General features: G+C 61.3%; 17 protein-coding genes. 9 read left to right on the top strand and 8 right to left on the bottom strand.

What is annotated here, in order from left to right; translation table 11 throughout:
* Positions 1–100: 100 nt before the first annotated feature.
* Both JY96_RS03275 and JY96_RS03270 read right to left on the bottom strand, forming a co-directional pair.
* Positions 101–466: a type II toxin-antitoxin system Phd/YefM family antitoxin gene (locus JY96_RS03275; RefSeq protein WP_035034919.1), complete on the bottom strand. Its 366-nt coding sequence runs from the start codon at positions 464–466 to the stop codon at positions 101–103.
* 157 nt (positions 467–623) lie between these two features.
* The gene (locus JY96_RS03270) at positions 624–1,826 is read right to left on the bottom strand and encodes an ammonium transporter (protein ID WP_035034918.1); all 1,203 of its coding nucleotides are present in this window, start codon (positions 1,824–1,826) and stop codon (positions 624–626) included.
* 315 nt (positions 1,827–2,141) lie between these two features.
* Here JY96_RS03270 and ispF point away from each other — a divergent pair, with 315 nt between their 5' ends.
* Positions 2,142–2,633 carry a 2-C-methyl-D-erythritol 2,4-cyclodiphosphate synthase gene (gene ispF, locus JY96_RS03265; protein ID WP_035034916.1) on the top strand — a complete coding sequence of 164 codons (492 nt, stop codon included), beginning with the start codon at positions 2,142–2,144 and terminating at the stop codon, positions 2,631–2,633.
* Positions 2,634–2,656: 23 nt separating this feature from the next.
* Here ispF and JY96_RS03260 read toward each other — a convergent pair whose 3' ends face one another.
* Positions 2,657–3,985 carry a sensor histidine kinase gene (locus tag JY96_RS03260; RefSeq protein WP_035034915.1) on the bottom strand — a complete coding sequence of 443 codons (1,329 nt, stop codon included), beginning with the start codon at positions 3,983–3,985 and terminating at the stop codon, positions 2,657–2,659.
* Between the two features lie 3 nt (positions 3,986–3,988).
* On the bottom strand, positions 3,989–4,726 hold the full coding sequence (gene ompR, locus JY96_RS03255; RefSeq protein ID WP_035034913.1) for a two-component system response regulator OmpR: 738 nt from the start codon (positions 4,724–4,726) through the stop codon (positions 3,989–3,991).
* Between the two features lie 233 nt (positions 4,727–4,959).
* Here ompR and JY96_RS03250 point away from each other — a divergent pair, with 233 nt between their 5' ends.
* The gene (locus JY96_RS03250) at positions 4,960–5,658 is read left to right on the top strand and encodes an SIMPL domain-containing protein (protein WP_152606344.1); all 699 of its coding nucleotides are present in this window, start codon (positions 4,960–4,962) and stop codon (positions 5,656–5,658) included.
* Here JY96_RS03250 and JY96_RS03245 read toward each other — a convergent pair whose 3' ends face one another.
* The 3 genes from JY96_RS03245 to phaP all read right to left on the bottom strand — a co-directional run bounded on the left by JY96_RS03245 (position 5,659) and on the right by phaP (position 7,968).
* A complete protein-coding gene (locus tag JY96_RS03245) occupies positions 5,659–6,417 on the bottom strand; it encodes an arginyltransferase (RefSeq protein WP_035034909.1) in 759 nt (252 codons plus the stop codon).
* A gap of 6 nt (positions 6,418–6,423) precedes the next feature.
* Complete coding sequence (gene aat, locus JY96_RS03240) at positions 6,424–7,161, bottom strand: leucyl/phenylalanyl-tRNA--protein transferase (RefSeq protein ID WP_035034907.1); 738 nt, start codon at positions 7,159–7,161, stop codon at positions 6,424–6,426.
* A 249-nt stretch (positions 7,162–7,410) separates the two neighbouring features.
* Positions 7,411–7,968: a TIGR01841 family phasin gene (phaP, locus tag JY96_RS03235; RefSeq protein WP_035034906.1), complete on the bottom strand. Its 558-nt coding sequence runs from the start codon at positions 7,966–7,968 to the stop codon at positions 7,411–7,413.
* Positions 7,969–8,225: 257 nt separating this feature from the next.
* On the opposite strand from phaP, the gene ppa reads away from it, so the two are divergent.
* Positions 8,226–8,759: an inorganic diphosphatase gene (ppa, locus tag JY96_RS03230; protein ID WP_035034904.1), complete on the top strand. Its 534-nt coding sequence runs from the start codon at positions 8,226–8,228 to the stop codon at positions 8,757–8,759.
* A 96-nt stretch (positions 8,760–8,855) separates the two neighbouring features.
* On the opposite strand, the gene JY96_RS03225 is transcribed toward ppa, so the two are convergent.
* Positions 8,856–10,163 (bottom strand): aspartate aminotransferase family protein, encoded by a 1,308-nt coding sequence (locus tag JY96_RS03225; protein ID WP_035034902.1) that lies wholly within the window; start codon positions 10,161–10,163, stop codon positions 8,856–8,858.
* Positions 10,164–10,470: 307 nt separating this feature from the next.
* Between JY96_RS03225 and aceA the strand changes: the two genes are divergently transcribed.
* The 6 genes from aceA to rplT all read left to right on the top strand — a co-directional run bounded on the left by aceA (position 10,471) and on the right by rplT (position 16,346).
* Positions 10,471–11,787, top strand: a complete 1,317-nt coding sequence (gene aceA / locus JY96_RS03220) for an isocitrate lyase (protein ID WP_035034899.1) — start codon at positions 10,471–10,473, stop codon at positions 11,785–11,787.
* A 113-nt stretch (positions 11,788–11,900) separates the two neighbouring features.
* Positions 11,901–12,620 carry a hypothetical protein gene (locus JY96_RS03215; RefSeq protein ID WP_152606343.1) on the top strand — a complete coding sequence of 240 codons (720 nt, stop codon included), beginning with the start codon at positions 11,901–11,903 and terminating at the stop codon, positions 12,618–12,620.
* Positions 12,621–12,911: 291 nt separating this feature from the next.
* Entirely contained in the window at positions 12,912–14,831 is a 1,920-nt protein-coding gene (gene thrS, locus JY96_RS03210; RefSeq protein ID WP_035034893.1) for a threonine--tRNA ligase, read from the top strand.
* Positions 14,832–14,955: 124 nt separating this feature from the next.
* A complete protein-coding gene (infC, locus tag JY96_RS03205; protein ID WP_035041004.1) occupies positions 14,956–15,504 on the top strand; it encodes a translation initiation factor IF-3 in 549 nt (182 codons plus the stop codon).
* 214 nt (positions 15,505–15,718) lie between these two features.
* Entirely contained in the window at positions 15,719–15,922 is a 204-nt protein-coding gene (rpmI, locus tag JY96_RS03200) for a 50S ribosomal protein L35 (protein ID WP_009517525.1), read from the top strand.
* Between the two features lie 64 nt (positions 15,923–15,986).
* The gene (rplT, locus tag JY96_RS03195) at positions 15,987–16,346 is read left to right on the top strand and encodes a 50S ribosomal protein L20 (protein WP_035034889.1); all 360 of its coding nucleotides are present in this window, start codon (positions 15,987–15,989) and stop codon (positions 16,344–16,346) included.
* Positions 16,347–16,410: the final 64 nt, after the last annotated feature.

Raw genomic sequence — 16,410 nt, 5'->3', positions numbered from 1 at the left:
CCCACGAGGGTGGCACATTGACCTGAAGGGCACATCATGAGCCCAGTTGGGTGCGATTTGCCTGAAGCCGATCGCCGCGCTTCGTACCTGGTGAGGCTGTTCAGCCTTGGCGCACAGCCAGGCTGGCTTGGGCAGCGGTCAATGCGGCTTGCCCCAACTCTTCAGGGCTGGCATCGAAAGCATCCATCATGGCGTCACGGGCTGCGGGCGCCTGCATGCGTTGAAGCAGTGCATCAAACTCATGGCTCAGCGTGTCCAGCGGTTTGGACTGCGCACCCAGCAAAGCCTGGTAAGCGTCCAGGGAGAGCACCACCGCAGTAGGCCGGTCACGTTTGGTGATGGCGACCATACCCTGGCTGAAAGCCGTATCCAGGACGCGGCCAAAGCTGTTTTTGGCCTCGGTCGCCGAGAACTCGGTTACCGGGATGTCTTCGCCACGGGCGTTGCGCAGGGTGAGGGCGGTCATGATGGTGCCTTGTTCAGAGCTTGGAGCTATTTTAGCCATTTCGGCCAATATGTCCAGTTCGTGAGCGGGCGAACAAGCATGAAAAAACCCGGCACGGGGCCGGGTTGATGGTGAAGCGCCCTTCTTGGAGGCACGCTTCAGGGCTGAAAGCCGTGCCTTACCAGGAGACTTCCTGCTCCGGCGTGGCCTTGATGCGGTGCAGCGACAGGTCGGCGCCTTCGTATTCCTCTTCGTGCGTCAGGCGCAGGCCCAATACCTTGTTGAGGATGCCGTAGACCAGCCCGCCCGTGACCAGCGCCAGTGCCAGCACGCACAGCGTGCCCACGACCTGCGTGCCCAGGTTGACACCACCCACACCGCCCAGCGAGGTCTGGCCAAAGATACCGGCTGCGATGCCACCCCAGGTGCCGCACAGGCCGTGTAGAGGCCAAACGCCCAGCACGTCGTCGATCTTCCACTTGTTCTGGACCAGGGTGAACATCACCACGAAGATCGCGCCGGCGCTTGCGCCCACGACCAGGGCACCCGCGGGGTGCATGATGTCCGAGCCCGCACAGACGGCCACCAGGCCAGCCAGCGGGCCGTTGTAGGCAAAGCCGGGGTCGTTCTTGCCCATCAGTACGGCCACCAGGGTGCCGCCCACCAGGGCCATCAGCGAGTTCACCGCCACCAGGCCGGAAATCTTGTCGATGGTCTGCGCGCTCATCACGTTGAAGCCGAACCAGCCCACGGCCAGGATCCACGAACCCAGGGCCAGGAAGGGGATGCTCGAAGGCGGGTGAGCCGACATGGCGCCGTCCTTGCGATAGCGGTTGCGACGCGCACCCAGGATCAGCACCGCCGGCAACGCGATCCAGCCGCCAAAGGCGTGCACGACCACCGAGCCGGCGAAGTCATGCAACTGCCCGCCGGTCAGCTTCTGCAGCCAGTCTTCGAAGCCGAACTTGTTGTTCCAGACGGCACCTTCACAAAGCGGGTAGAACACGCCCACGATGACCGCTGTGGCGATCAGCTGGGGGCCGAACTTGGCGCGTTCAGCAATACCGCCCGAGATGATGGCGGGGATGGCTGCGGCAAAGGTCAGCAAGAAGAAGAACTTGACCAGCGCATAGCCGTTGTTCTGGGCCAGCGTGCCGGCGCCTGCAAAGAAGTCCACGCCGTAGGCAATCGTGTAGCCCACGAAGAAATAGACGATGGTCGAAACACAGAAGTCCACCAGGATCTTGACCAGGGCATTGACCTGGTTCTTGCCGCGCACGGTGCCGAGTTCCAGGAAGGCAAAGCCCGCGTGCATCGCCAGCACCATGACGGCGCCCAGCAGGATAAACAGCGCATCCGCGCCTTGTTTGAGTTGGTCCATTCTTTGACTTTCAAAAAGAACATGACGCCGCACCGAAATGAATCGATTGCCGCATCTTGGGTCACTACGCACCATAAGAAAGCAATATGTGTGCCTGTGTTTGGGGCATTAAATCCGCTTTGAGTGCATCAAAAGGCTGTTGTGGTGCGCAAACTTGGTGCCGCAGGATGGTCTGCGCATGCGCAGTGAACCAACGTGGTGCATTGTCGATCAGGCCTGCGCTGCAGGCCACCCCTTTTCACGACGCGGCCTGATGAGCTGGCAAGCGTTCCGCGCGACAATGCAGGCCCTGTCATTCAAGTCTGCGACATCAACATGGCCATGCCAGTCATTCGGGTTGGAGAGGGGTGGGACACCCATGCCCTGGTCACGGGCCGCCCACTGATTCTTGGCGGCGTCACCATTCCCCACAGCCACGGCCTGCTGGGGCATTCGGACGCCGATGCCTTGCTGCACGCCATCACCGATGCCTTGCTGGGCGCTGCGGGCATGGGCGACATCGGTCGGCACTTCCCGGACACCGACCCGCAGTTCAAAGGAGCGGATTCGATCGTGTTGCTCAAGGAGGCGGCCAGGCGCGTGATGGCCGAAGGCTGGCAGATCGGCAATGTGGATTCGACCATCGTGGCGCAGGCACCCAAGATGGCGCCGCACATCAGCCTGATGCGCGAACGCATCGCCCAGGCGCTGGATCTGGCCCCCGACGCCGTCAACGTCAAGGCCAAGACTGCAGAGAAGATGGGGCCGGTGGGCGAGGGCCGGGCCATCGAGACCCGGGCCGTCTGCCTGTTGTTCAAGCAGGCCTGATCAGGCTGCCCCCCGGCTGTTGATCAGGGCGCCCGCTTCAGCTTGATGTGGGCCACCAGGCCGCCGCCAGGGGCGTTGGCGATCTCGAAGCCACCACCCATGCGCTGCAAGGCCTTTTCCACAATGGCCAAGCCCAGGCCGGCACCCGTGGCCGCCGTGCGCGCCGCATCGCCCCGGAAGAAGGGGGTTGTCAGCTGCGACAGCTTTTCGGGCGCCACGCCGGGCCCGTGGTCCCGCACGCTCAGGATCACCCAGGAGCCCGAGCGCGTGTAGCTCACGTCCACATTGGTCACACCCGTGTAGGTGTTGCGGCCATAGCGACGCGCGTTCTCGAACAGGTTGGTCAGCACACGCCCCAGTTCGGTCTCGTCGGCCATGACCTTGGTGTCGATGGGCAACTTGGCCGTGATCCGGATGCGCTTGGTGTCGCGGAACTGGCTGATCGACTTGTCCACCACCGACGACACATGCACCGGCATCAGCTCGACATTGCCGGGGCGGGCATAGTCCATGAACTTGTCGATGATGGCGTCGAGTTGGTCGATGTCGGCGGCGATGTTGCGCTTGGCTTCCTCATCGACCACGCTCATTTCCGCCTCCAGGCGCAGGCGGGCCAGTGGCGTGCGCAGGTCGTGTGAGATGCCGGCCAGCATCACGGCGCGGTCTTCATCGACCTTGGCGAGCTCGCGCGCCATGCGGTTGAAGCCCTGGTTCACCTCGCGGATCTCGCGGGTGATCATGGATTCATCCAGCACGGAGTCGTACTCGCCCTCGCGTATGCGGCTCGCCGCGAAAGACAACTCCTTGAGTGGCTGGTTGATCAGGCGCGCAATCACGGCAGAACCCAGCATCGTGGCCACCAGGGCAATGCCCACCCAGATGAACCAGGTTCGCCCCGTCATGGGTTCCACCCGGCTGCCATCTGCCTGCAGCCAGTAGTTGTCCTTCTCGATCTGAAAGCCCACCCACAGGCCCGGCACGCCATTCACGCTGCTGGCCACCACGGTGGTGGGCCCCAGGCGCGAACGCAGCTCCTTGCCGATGGCCTGCGTGAAGCGGCTGACTTCAAAAGGCTCGAAGCGGTCAGACGGCTCATGCGGCTTGAGCGCGATCGATTCCTGATCGAACAAGGTCTTGATCAGGGTGACGCGGTTGATGCTGTCGGCATAACGCAGGGCTGCACGCGACAGGTTCACCAGGCTGGCGATCTGCTGCGCGGCTTGCACTGAGCGAGGCTCGAACTCCAGGGCCTTGAAGGTCTGAACCCAGGCAAAGATGCCGGCGGTCAGCAGCAGGCCCAGAAGAATGAACGTACGCCAGAACAGACTGAGGGCGAAACGCTTTCTAGGCATGCATCAAGCCCCACCATCCGGCACGAACACGTAGCCAACACCCCAGACGGTCTGGATGTAGCGCGGTTGTGCGGGATCGGGCTCGATCATCTTGCGCAGACGCGAGATCTGCACGTCCAGGCTGCGGTCAAAGGGCTCGAACTCGCGGCCGCGGGCCAGCTGGGCCAGCTTGTCACGCGACAGCGGTTGACGCGGGTGGCGAACCAGCGCCTTGAGCATCGAGAACTCGCCGGTGGTCAGCGAAATGGGTTCGCCTTCCTTGCTCAGGCGGCGCAGGGCCAGGTCGAACTCGAAGGGGCCGAACTGAACGGTTTGCGCTTCCTTGGCGGGGGCGCCAGGCGCTTCCTGGGCCGGGCGGCGGCGCAACACGGCGTGGATGCGGGCCAGCAGCTCACGTGGGTTGAAGGGCTTGGGCAGGTAGTCGTCCGCACCCACTTCCAGGCCCACGATGCGATCCACGTCCTCGACCTTGGCGGTCAGCATGATGATGGGGGTGACGTCATTCGCAGCACGCAGGCGGCGGCAGATCGACAGGCCGTCTTCGCCGGGCAGCATCAGGTCCAGCACGATCAGGTCGACCGTTTCGCGGGTCAGCAGGCGGTTGAGCGCCTTCGCGTCTTCGGCCAGCAGGACTTCGAAACCCTCCTGACTCAGGTAGCGGCGCAGCAAATCGCGGATGCGGGCATCGTCATCGACCACGAGAACGCGGTCGGGACGCTGGTTGGGAGTCTGAGAGGTCATCTGCTTTCCTCGGCATTTGTAACAGAGGCGGATTGTGCGCAGTTTACGCGCGGGAAAATGGGTGCGCTGACCAGATGTTACAAATATTGCGGCTGGATGAACGTGGCGTCAAGCCCCTTTGAGCCTTGTCTTCTTGGAGGCGGGGCGTTGCGTTAAGGTGCGGGTGTTCCTTCTCCATTCAGGGGTTATCGATGCAAACTGGTTTTACTTCACGCCCGATGCTGGCCCGAGCCATGACAGGGGCATTGCTGGCCGCGACATTGGCGCTGACCGCCACCGCAAGCCACGCGGACACAGCGCCACCGCAGAATGTCGTGCGTTTCTCGACCAGCGCCACGCAAGAAGTCACTCAGGATCTGCTGAGCATCACCCTGCAGGCCACGCGCGAGGGCAGCCAGGCGGCCGAAGTGCAGGCAGGGTTGAAGCAAGTCATGGAGGCCGCGTTGGCGGAGGCCCGCAAAACGGCCCAGGCGCAGGGCATGGAGGTGCGCACCGGGGCCTTCTCCGTGCAGCCTCGCTACAACAGCACGGGCCGCATCAACGGTTGGCAAGGCTTTGCCCAGCTGATTCTGGAGGGCACGGACATCGCCCGCATCACCCAGGCCACGGGTAGGCTCAACCAGCTCAATGTCATCAACGTCAACTATGGCTTGTCACGCGCGCTGCGCGAGCAATATGAGTCCTCGTTGACCAGCCAGGCCATTGCCCGCTTCAAGACCCGCGCGTCGCAGATCGCATCGGATTTCGGCATGAAGGGGTTCACGCTGGGTGAGGTCGCGGTGTCGTCCACCGACCCGGGGTTCGAGCCTCGCCCCTATCTGGCCAAGGCCATGGCCATGCGCGCCGAAGCGGCTGACGCGCCGCTGCCCGTGGAGCCTGGCAAGGGCGTGCTGTCGGTGACCGTCAATGGTCAGGTGAACCTGACGCCCTGATCACTTGGGTGCTGCAAGGCGGATCTGCTCGCGCCAGTGGCCGCCAACCAGCACCTGATGGGGCAGGAACTGCGACTTGTAGGCCATCTTCTGGCTCTCGGCGATCCAGTAGCCCAGGTACAGGTAGGACAGGCCCAGGTCATGGGTCTGCTGGATCTGCCACATGATGTTGTAGGTGCCGTAGCTCGTATGCGGCTCAGGCTCATAGAAGGTGTAGACCGCTGACAAGCCATCGTTGAGGATGTCCAGGATCGACACCATCTTCAGCGTGCCTTGCGTCTGCCCCGGCAGGGGCGGCTCGCGGAACTCGACCAGCCGCGAGTTCACACGGCTTTGCAGCAGGAACTGGGTGTACTGGTCCACCGAGTCGTGGTCCATGCCGCCGCCCTTGTGCCGCCCGGCCTGGTAGCGCAGGTAGAGCTGGTAGTGCTCCGGCGTGAAGCACAAGCGCAGAACGCGCGCTTCCAGATGTTGGTGGGCCTTCCAGGCGCGCTTCTGGCTGCGTGTGGGCACATAGCGGTCAGCCGGTATGCGCAAAGGCACGCAGGCGCGGCAGCCATCACAGTACGGCCGGTAGGTGAACATGCCGCTGCGGCGAAAGCCGTTGCTCACCAGGCCCGAATACACATCCGCGTTGATCATGTGGCTGGGCGTGGCGACCTGCGAGCGAGCGGCCTTGTTGTCAAGGTAGCTGCACGGGTAGGGCGCTGTTGCATAGAACTGCAACGATGCCAGCGGAAGATCTTTGAGGTGCGTCACTTGGTGTCAGGCGCTGTGCTCGAGTTGAGACCACAAAACATCATCATAGGCCCAAATTTCGGGTGGACTTTGATCGACCACCCCCCGTAAATGGGCCTCGAAATCACCACGTGAAATGGGCCGGGCACCCAGCGAGGCCAGGTGTCTGGTTTGCTGCTGGCAGTCGATCAGTTCGATGCCGTTGGCGCGGCAGAAACAGACCAGGGCCGCCAGGGCAATCTTGGATGCGTCCGTGCGCCAGGCAAACATCGATTCGCCGTAAAACATGCGCCCGAGGTTGACGCCGTACAACCCGCCAGCCAGTTCTCCATCCACCCAGGTTTCGAACGAGTGCACGCGCCCCAGGCGGTGCCATCGGCTGTACGCGGCCTGCATGTCCGGCAGGATCCAGGTGCCGTTTTGCCCATCGCGTGGCGTGTTGGCGCATGCCGCAGCCACTTGCTCGAAGGCTGAATTGATGCGGATTTCGCAGCCGGTTGTGCGCTGGAATTTCGACAGCACCTTGCGGAGCGAACGGTGCACCTTGAACTCCCTGACGGGCAGCACCATGCGCGGGTCGGTTGTCCACCACAGCACAGGCTGGCCCTGACTGAACCAGGGGAAGATGCCCCGGCGATAGGCCGCTTCGAGGCGTTGTGGCCTGAGGTCGGCACCAGCCGCAAGCAGTCCGGGCGCGTCCGTTTCCGGGCCCAGTGCCAGCGCGGTGTCGGGGAAGGGCGTGTCGGGTTCCAGCCAGGGGATCATGGCGCAATGATAGAAGCCGACAGGCAGAAATCAGATGGCCAGAAAAAAAGCCCGATGGCGAACCATCGGGCTTGAAAGGTACCTTAGAAAAGGTTCAGGAGGTACCGAGGAGACAACCTTTCAGGGAGTGTCGCTTGTCCAGAGCGACGTCTCTCAGATTCGGCTGCCGGGCCAAAGTTCAAGCTGTTGGCGCTCACAAAGCTGCAAAGTTTTGTGAACGGGCTCGAACCGTGCCCGGGCAAAGGGTGCTCAGGCAGCCTTGCGCGACGACTTGGTCGAAGCAGCTTGCGTGGCCTTCACAGCGGTGTTGGTGATGGCCTGGAAGTTGGCTTCGGCCACGTCAGCGGCTTGCTTGGCAGCCTTCTGCACGCTGTCGAAAGCGTTGTTGGCAGCGGCCACAGCCGACTTGACCAGCACGACGGCGTTTTCAGTGCCGGCAGGTGCGTTCTTCACGGCGTTGTCCACCACGGACACGAACTTCTTCTGGGCTTCGGCCAGTTGGGTCTCGGCCAGCTTGCTCACTTCGGCGCTGGTGGTCGAAGCGATGTCGTACAGGTGGCGGCTGTAAGCAGCGGCCTTCTCAGCGGAGGGCTGCAGCAGGCTGGCTTGCAGGGCCAACAGTTCTTGAGCGTCCTTCACAGCCAGCACAGCCTTGGTGTGCTCGGCGGCCTCATCCAGCGTGGCCTTGGCGACTTGCAGGTTCAGCTCCATCACCTTTTCAACGCCTTCGAAAGCCTTTTGGCCCAGATCGAACAGGGTTGCGAGGTTGGCTTTCTGGGTGGCCAGCAGTTGTTCAGCGGTCAGCATGAGGGGATCTCCGTACGTGTTGATGGGTTGTATTGCAGTTGGCTTTGGCCTTTCGGGCCTTTGTTGCGCTGCAACATGATGCTTAGTATAGGCATCCGCAAATTCTTTGCAAGTACTTTTTGTGCGGTGCAGCAAAGTCGTCGCGCGAATGTCAAAAACTTGACTTTGAGCCTCTTGATGTTTCCCGCTGCCCAGGGAGGGCCGGCATCGCCTACACTTGCCGTCGCCCAAATTACCTAACTTGTGATCAATCCATCATGAGCCTGCTCAACGTTCCTGCCGGCGCCAAGGCGCCCGACGTGTTCAACGTCATCATCGAAATCCCCGCCAACGCCGATCCGATCAAGTACGAGATCGACCACGAAACCGGCGCGGTGTTCGTCGACCGTTTCATGGGTACGGCCATGCACTACCCCTGCAACTACGGCTACGTGCCTCAAACCATCGCAGCCGACGGCGACCCCGTTGACGTGCTGGTCGTGACGCCGTTCCCCCTGCAGCCTGGCGTGGTCATCCCTTGCCGCCCTCTGGGCATCCTGAAGATGGAAGACGAAGCCGGCGGCGACTCCAAGCTCGTGGCCGTGCCCACCGAGAAGATCTGCGCCATGTACAAGGACATCCAGAAGCTGGAAGACCTGCCCGTGCTGCTGGTGTCGCAGATCAAGCACTTCTTCGAGCACTACAAGGATCTGGAGCCCGGCAAGTGGGTGAAGGTCACCGGCTGGGATGGCATCGACGCCGCCAAGGCTGAAGTGACCACCGGTCTGGCTGCGTTTGCCAAGCAGCATTGATCTGAATGGATCGGGCAGGGCGCCTTGCGAGGTGCCTTGCGCATGAAAAAAGCCGCCAGCGAAAGCAGGGCGGCTTTTTCTTTGGTGCGGGCGAGATCAGGCGACGCGCTTGATCACCTTTTCAAGGGTCGACGCGATCTGGTCCAGGTGGCTGTCGGTGGCGATCAAAGGCGGGGAGATGGCGATGTTGTCACCCGCGGCACGCAGCAGCACGCCTTCTTCCCAGCAGCCCAGGAAGACCTCGAAAGCACGGCGGCCCGGTGCAGCGCCTGCACGCGGCGCGAATTCGATGGCGCCCACCATGCCGGTATTGCGGATGTCCACCACATTGGGCAAGCCCTTGAGGCTGTGCACGGCGGCTTCCATCTTGGCGTGCATCTGCTGGCCGCGTGTGAGCAGGCCTTCTTCGTCATAGGTGTCCAGCGTGGCCAGTGCCGCGGCGCAGGCCATGGGGTGGCCCGAGTAGGTGTAGCCGTGGGGTAACTCGATGCCAGGAGGCGCCTGCATGAAGGTGTCGTGGATGGCCTGCTTGACGAACACGACGCCCATGGGGATGGTGCCGTTGGTCACGCCCTTGGCTGCGGTGATCATGTCGGGCGTCACGCCGTAATGCTGTGCGGCGAATGGCGAGCCCAGGCGGCCGAAACCCGTGATGACCTCGTCGAAAATCAGCAAGATGCCATGCTTGTCGCAGATGTCCCGCAGGCGCTGCAGATAGCCCTTGGGCGGCAGCAGCACACCCGTCGAGCCCGCCATCGGCTCCATGATCACGGCGGCGATGGTGGAGGCGTCATGCAGCGTGACCAGGCGTTCCAGATCGTCCGCGAGTTCGGCGCCATGCTCTGGTTGGCCTTTTGTGAAGGCGTTGCGTGCCAGGTCGTGCGTATGGCGCATGTGGTCCACGCCGGACAGGCTGCTGCCGAACATCTTGCGGTTCGGTCCCATGCCACCCAGCGCTGTGCCGGCAAAGTTGACCCCGTGATAGCCGCGCTCGCGCCCGATCAGGCGGGTACGGTGCGATTCGCCGCGCAACCGGTGATAGGCCAGGGCGATCTTCAGGGCGCTTTCAACCGACTCCGAGCCTGAATTGGTGAAGAACACCCGGTTCAGGCCTGCAGGTGTGTACCTGGTCAGGCGATCAGCCAGTTCGAAGGCCAGCGGGTGGCCCATCTGGAAGGGCGGAGCAAAGTCCATCTCGGCGGCCTGGCGCGCGATGGCCTCGACGATGCGGGGGCGCGAGTGGCCAGCGTTGACGCACCACAAGCCTGCTGTGCCGTCCAGGATCTGTCGACCTTCTGGTGTCCAGTAGTGCATGTCCTTGGCCTTGGCGAGCAGGCGAGGGGCTTGCTTGTAGTCCCGGTTGGCCGTGAAGGGCATCCAGAAGGCGTCGAGATTCAGATCCATGTTCTTCTCCTTGTCGCGGTTCGTTGGCTTTATGTTTGTACGCTTTTGGGGCGTTGCGCTGCTCACTTTGCGCGTAAAAAATGACAAATCGACTCGGGGCTAGCCCTTGCGCAACAGGGTGCAAACCGGTCTTTTGATGCGGTCCTACGGGCTTGTTGCCTTTTTGCGTCAAACTTTTTGGCATGAACTCACCCCGCGTATGAAGGGTTGGGTCTTATATAAGACATAAGTCTTTGCCAAGTCGGCCAAAGCAACGTAGAATCGCGGGTTTTCAAGTACTTCCCTACCAACCCCCGGAGATCTCGTCATGACGAAACTCACCCGCGAACAGCAAATCGCCGCCCTGGAAAAAGACTGGGCCGAAAACCCCCGTTGGAAGCTTGTCAAGCGCGGCTACTCCGCTGCTGACGTCGTGCGCCTGCGCGGCAGCCTGCAGCCCGAGTACACCCTGGCCAAGAACGGCGCTGAAAAGCTGTGGGCGAAGGTGAACGGCGAAGCCAAGAAGGGCTACGTGAACGCTTTCGGCGCGATCACCGCTGGTCAAGCCATGCAACAGGCCAAGGCTGGCCTGGAAGCTGTGTACCTGTCGGGTTGGCAAGTTGCCGCTGACGGCAACACCTCCGAAACCATGTACCCCGACCAGTCGCTGTACGCCTACGACTCCGTCCCCACGATGGTTCGTCGTATCAATAACACGTTCAAGCGTGCTGACGAAATCCAATGGTCGCGTGGCATCAACCCCGGCGACGAAGGTTTCGTTGACTACTTCCTGCCGATCGTTGCTGACGCTGAAGCCGGTTTCGGTGGTGTTCTGAACGCTTTCGAACTGATGAAGAACATGATCGCCGCAGGTGCTGCTGGCGTTCACTTCGAAGACCAGCTGGCCGCTGTGAAGAAGTGCGGTCACATGGGTGGCAAGGTGCTGGTTCCTACCCGCGAAGCCATCGAAAAGCTGATCGCTGCTCGTTTCGCTGCTGACGTGATGGGCGTGCCCACCATCGTTCTGGCTCGTACCGACGCTGAAGCCGCCAACCTGCTGACCAGCGACTACGACGAAAACGACAAGCCTTTCCTGACTGGCGAACGCACTCAAGAAGGCTTCTACCGCGTGAAGAACGGCCTGGAGCAATCCATCAGCCGTGGCGTTGCTTACGCTCCTTACGCTGACCTGGTCTGGTGTGAAACTGGCGTGCCTGACATCGGCTTCGCCCGCGAATTCGCCCAAGCCGTGCACGCCGCTTGCCCTGGCAAGCTGCTGTCGTACAACTGCTCGCCTTCCTTCAACTGGAAGAAGAACCTGGACGACAAGCAGATCGCTTCCTTCCAGGAAGACCTGTCGGCCCTGGGCTACAAGTACCAGTTCATCACGCTGGCTGGTATCCACATCAACTGGTTCAACACGTTCCAGTTCGCCCACGCTTACGCTCGCGGCGAAGGCATGAAGCACTACACCAACATGGTGCAAGAGCCCGAATTCGCTGCTCGCGAAAAGGGTTACACCTTCGTGTCGCACCAGCAAGAAGTGGGCGCTGGCTACTTCGACGACGTGACCACCGTGATCCAAGGTGGTTCGTCTTCCGTGAAGGCCCTGACCGGCTCGACCGAAGAAGAACAGTTCCACTGATCGCGGCAGGCCTCGTTTTCGAACGAGCCTGTTTGCTGAGTCAGCACATCAAGACGGCGCCTTCGGGCGCCGTTTTTTTTGCGATTGGCGCCTTGGGGCATTCCTAGAATGGCTTGATATTCATGATGGGAGTGCTCATGTTTGATTCATTTTCGGTGTCGCGTTTTGCGGTGGTGACTCTGGCGGGCCTGCTGGTTTCGGCCTCGGCTCAGGCGCAAACCATGTATCGCTGCGGAGCAACCTACCAGGATCGGCCTTGCGCTGGGGTGGAGAGCAAGCCTGTCGGGAGTCATGTCCGGCAGGCCGCAGGGCAAAGCGTGGGCGCGGCGTCGATTGATCCTGTGTGTGCGGCTCGTGGCACGGCGGCGCAGAAGCTGATGTGGGAAAAAGAGTCGGGTCGCACGCTGGATGAGCAATTGACCAAGCCGGGGGCAGACGTCGGTCTGGCCCGCAATGTGTACGGACGCAGGGGCTCTTCGCTGGATGTACGCCGTGCGATCGAGGCAGATTGCGTCAAGGAGATGGATCAGGCCAATGAGGCTGCGGCGCTGCTGAAGGCTGCCAGCAAGGTGCAGCAGCCCAGCGCTGCCGGGGGCATTGGCAATCAGGTGCCGTCGGGTGGTGTTGGTGTGGCATCTGCGGGCGCGCAGCCTCAAGTGGAGGATGTCGCGGCCAGAAAGGCGGCTACCAAGGCTACCACGTGCTCTACCCTGGCAACTGAACTGAGTGAGTTGAATCAGGCCCAGCGCACAGGAGGCGATGCGGCGCACATGGATGTGCTGGCCGCGCGCGTTCGTGATACCCAGTCCCGCAAGAGGGCGGCGGGTTGTTGAGTGGCTGGTGTTGTCACGATTGCTGGCTACAATGCGAAGAACACGCCTGTTGAGGCAGGCGACTTCCGTGCAGACAATTGGTAAGAATCGGGAAAGGCATCAACGGTTATGACACCGCGAACGACGACCACCACTTTCACCTCGACCGAGGTCTAGTCGGCTGGCCGCTGCTTTCGCCCATGTAATTGTTTTTGCACTGACACCAGAAAGCGCGGCAACCACCGCGCTTTTTTGTTGCCTGCTTTTGCCAGTTGGTGGCGGGCATCCACATAGACAAGCTGAGAGAGCATCATGATTTCGATTCAATTGCCCGATGGTTCCAGGCGTGAATTCCCCGGGCCGGTGACGGTTGCCGAGGTGGCCGGGTCCATCGGTGCTGGCCTGGCCAAGGCCGCGCTGGCGGGCCGTGTGGGGCAGGGCGATGCTGCCCGCCTGGTGGATACCAGCTACCGCATTGAGGCGGATACCCAGCTGGCCATCATCACCGAGAAGGACGCGGATGGCCTGGACATCATTCGCCACTCCACGGCCCACTTGTTGGCCTATGCCGTCAAAGAGCTGTTCCCTGATGCGCAGGTGACCATCGGCCCGACCATCGAGGACGGCTTCTACTACGACTTCGCCTACAAGCGTCCCTTCACGCCGGAGGATCTTGAGGCCATCGAAAAGAAGATGGGTGAGCTAGCCAAGAAGGACGAGAAGGTCGAGCGCCGCGTGTTGCCGCGCGATGAGGCCGTGGCCTACTTCAAGAGCCTCGGTGAGCACTACAAGGCCGAGATCATCGAGAGCATTCCGGCTGACCAGGATGTGTCGTTGTATGCCGAAGGCGCCTTCACCGACCTGTGTCGCGGCCCGCACGTGCCCAGCACCGGCAAGCTCAAGCACTTCAAGCTGATGAAGGTGGCGGGCGCCTATTGGCGCGGTGACCACCGCAACGAGCAATTGCAGCGCGTTTATGGCACGGCCTGGACCACCAAGGACGACCTGCAGCTCTACCTGACTCGCCTGGAAGAGGCCGAGAAGCGCGACCACCGCAAGCTGGGTCGTGAGTTGGACCTGTTCCACATCGACGATCACGCGCCGGGCGTGGTCTTCTGGCACCCCAAGGGCTGGACGGTGTGGCAGGCGGTGGAGCAGTACATGCGCCAGATCTACCGCGACAACGGCTACCAGGAGGTCAAGGGCCCGCAGATCATCGACAAGACGCTGTGGGAGAAGACCGGCCACTGGGACAAGTACCGCGACCACATGTTCACCACCGAGTCGGAAAAGCGCGACTACGCGCTCAAGCCGATGAACTGCCCTGGTCACATCCTGATCTTCAATCAAGGCATAAAGAGCTACCGCGATCTGCCGGTGCGTTACGGTGAGTTCGGCCAGTGCCATCGCAATGAGCCCTCGGGTGGTCTGCACGGCATCATGCGTGTGCGAGGCTTCACGCAGGACGACGGCCACGTCTTCTGTACCGAAGACCAGATCCTGCCGGAGTGCGTGGCTTTCACGGCCTTGCTGCAAAACGTCTACAAGGACTTTGGCTTCACCGACATCATTTACAAGGTGGCCACACGCCCCGCGGCGCGCATTGGCTCTGACGAGGTGTGGGACAAGGCTGAGAGCGCCTTGATGGAGAGCCTGCGCGCCACGGGCAGCGAGTTCACCATTGCAGCCGGTGATGGCGCCTTCTATGGCCCGAAGATCGAGTACACGCTGAAGGATGCGCTCGGCCGCCATTGGCAGTGCGGCACCATCCAGGTCGATTTCTCCATGCCCCAGCGTCTGAATGCGGAGTACGTGGCCGACACCAGCGAGCGCAAGCACCCCGTGATGCTGCACCGTGCGATCCTGGGTTCGCTGGAGCGTTTCATCGGCATCCTGATCGAGCAGCACGCGGGTTCTCTGCCGGTCTGGCTGTCGCCGGTGCAGGCGGTGGTCCTCAATATCACCGACGCGCAGGCTGATTACGCTCAAGAGATCGCCAAATCGCTGCAGAAACAAGGACTTAGGGTCCAGTTGGATTTGCGAAACGAAAAAATCACGTATAAAATCCGCGAGCATTCGTTGCAGAAGGTGCCGTACTTCATCGTTGTCGGTGACAAGGAGAAGGCTGATGGCACCGTCGCCGTGCGCGCCCGGGGCAACCAGAACCTCGGTGTGATGTCACTCGATGACTTCTCCCAGAAGATCTCTCAAGACATCGCCAGCAAGGCCTGAGGCGGGAGCGTGCTTTTCCCCAGTCGTTAAGGGTCAAGCACGCGCCAGCAGGTTTGTCAGGGCGTGAATCAAGGTTAACCGGTGCGGGTTGAGCGAAACAGCCCGTTGCCAAAAGGAATTCGACATCGCTAACTTCTTTGACCGCCGTACGCGCAATGACGAGCGCAAGCACCGGCTGAATCGTGAAATCATGGCTCCCGAAGTCCGTCTGAACGGCGTGGAGAACGAACCCCTTGGTATCGTCAGCATCCAGGAAGCGCTGCGCCTTGCCGGCGAAGCGGACGTGGATCTGGTGGAAGTGGCTGCCACGGCGGATCCGCCTGTCTGCCGCCTGATGGACTACGGCAAGTTCAAGTACCAGGAGCAGAAGAAGGCTCACGATGCCAAGCTCAAGCAGAAGGTCATCGAAGTCAAGGAAGTCAAATTCCGCCCAGGTACGGATGAAGGCGACTACCAGATCAAGCTGCGCAACCTGCGACGCTTCCTGGAAGACGGCGACAAGGGCAAGGTGACCCTGCGTTTCCGTGGTCGTGAAATCACCCACCAGGAGCTGGGGATGCGGCTGCTGGAGCGTGTTCGTGATGACCTGACCGATTGTTCGGTGGTCGAGAACATGCCCAAGCTGGAAGGCCGCCAGATGATCATGGTGCTGGGCCCGAAAAAGAAGAAATAAGCCAAAGGGCTGAAATTTCTTCTACAATGCTGAGTTTCGCCCTTCGCTGTGAGGCGTGGGGCGTCAAAAAGACTGATGCGTGGGTGTGAGCCCGCTGTGTCAGCAACGGGTTGCGGTTTGGTCGCCGTTTCCCGATTCAAAGTGCCTGCAGGCCATCAAGACGCGAAAGTGGTATTCGCGGCGCCTGGCGGGAACAACTTAAAAGGAGCAGAACATGCCCAAAATGAAGACCAAGAGCAGTGCGAAGAAGCGTTTTCGCGTTCGCCCGGGTGGTACCGTCAAGCGCGGTCAAGCCTTCAAGCGTCACATCCTGACCAAGAAGACCACGAAGAACAAGCGTCACCTGCGTGGTGCTGTGAACGTGCACGAGACCAACATGGGCCACATGGCTCAGATGCTGCCTTTCGCTGGCCTGTAATCGGCTGTCGACAAAGCAAGCAAGTCTCGATCTGGTTTTAGTTTTCACGCCGAAGGAGTAATCCATGCCTCGCGTCAAACGTGGTGTAACAGCCCGCGCTCGTCATAAGAAAGTTCTCGCCCTGGCCAAGGGTTTCCGTGGTCGCCGCAAGAACGTGTTCCGCATCGCCAAGCAAGCCGTCATGAAGGCAGGTCAATATGCCTACCGTGACCGCCGTGCCAAGAAGCGTGAGTTCCGCCGTCTGTGGATCGCACGTATCAACGCCGGTAGCCGCGCACTGGGCCTGACCTACAGCAAGTTCATTGCTGGTATCAAGAAGGCTTCGATCGAAATCGATCGCAAGGTGCTGGCTGACATGGCTGTCAACGACCCCGCTGCTTTTGCCAGCATCGTTGAAAAGGCCAAGGCTCAACTGGCTGCTTGATAAAGAGCAGACAGCAAGATGCTGCGCCGGCTTCACGGCCGGTGAACTAAAGGCCAACATCGTG

The sequence above is a fragment of the Aquabacterium sp. NJ1 genome (genome assembly GCF_000768065.1).
Taxonomy (GTDB): domain Bacteria; phylum Pseudomonadota; class Gammaproteobacteria; order Burkholderiales; family Burkholderiaceae_C; genus Aquabacterium.
This window is presented reverse-complemented; position numbering and strand designations above follow the sequence as displayed.

Bases quoted from the DNA above. Each gene is read 5' to 3' on its own strand.
- rplT (WP_035034889.1), top strand. From the start codon at position 15,987: ATGCCTCGCGTCAAACGTGGTGTAACAGCCCGCGCTCGTCATAAGAAA.
- aat (WP_035034907.1), bottom strand. From the start codon at position 7,161: ATGATCCCCTGGCTGGAACCCGACACGCCCTTCCCCGACACCGCGCTG.
- phaP (WP_035034906.1), bottom strand. From the start codon at position 7,968: ATGCTGACCGCTGAACAACTGCTGGCCACCCAGAAAGCCAACCTCGCA.
- ompR (WP_035034913.1), bottom strand. From the start codon at position 4,726: ATGACCTCTCAGACTCCCAACCAGCGTCCCGACCGCGTTCTCGTGGTC.
- JY96_RS03260 (WP_035034915.1), bottom strand. From the start codon at position 3,985: ATGCCTAGAAAGCGTTTCGCCCTCAGTCTGTTCTGGCGTACGTTCATT.
- ispF (WP_035034916.1), top strand. From the start codon at position 2,142: ATGGCCATGCCAGTCATTCGGGTTGGAGAGGGGTGGGACACCCATGCC.
- ppa (WP_035034904.1), top strand. From the start codon at position 8,226: ATGAGCCTGCTCAACGTTCCTGCCGGCGCCAAGGCGCCCGACGTGTTC.
- JY96_RS03225 (WP_035034902.1), bottom strand. From the start codon at position 10,163: ATGGATCTGAATCTCGACGCCTTCTGGATGCCCTTCACGGCCAACCGG.
- rpmI (WP_009517525.1), top strand. From the start codon at position 15,719: ATGCCCAAAATGAAGACCAAGAGCAGTGCGAAGAAGCGTTTTCGCGTT.
- JY96_RS03275 (WP_035034919.1), bottom strand. From the start codon at position 466: ATGACCGCCCTCACCCTGCGCAACGCCCGTGGCGAAGACATCCCGGTA.
- aceA (WP_035034899.1), top strand. From the start codon at position 10,471: ATGACGAAACTCACCCGCGAACAGCAAATCGCCGCCCTGGAAAAAGAC.
- JY96_RS03270 (WP_035034918.1), bottom strand. From the start codon at position 1,826: ATGGACCAACTCAAACAAGGCGCGGATGCGCTGTTTATCCTGCTGGGC.
- thrS (WP_035034893.1), top strand. From the start codon at position 12,912: ATGATTTCGATTCAATTGCCCGATGGTTCCAGGCGTGAATTCCCCGGG.
- JY96_RS03250 (WP_152606344.1), top strand. From the start codon at position 4,960: ATGACAGGGGCATTGCTGGCCGCGACATTGGCGCTGACCGCCACCGCA.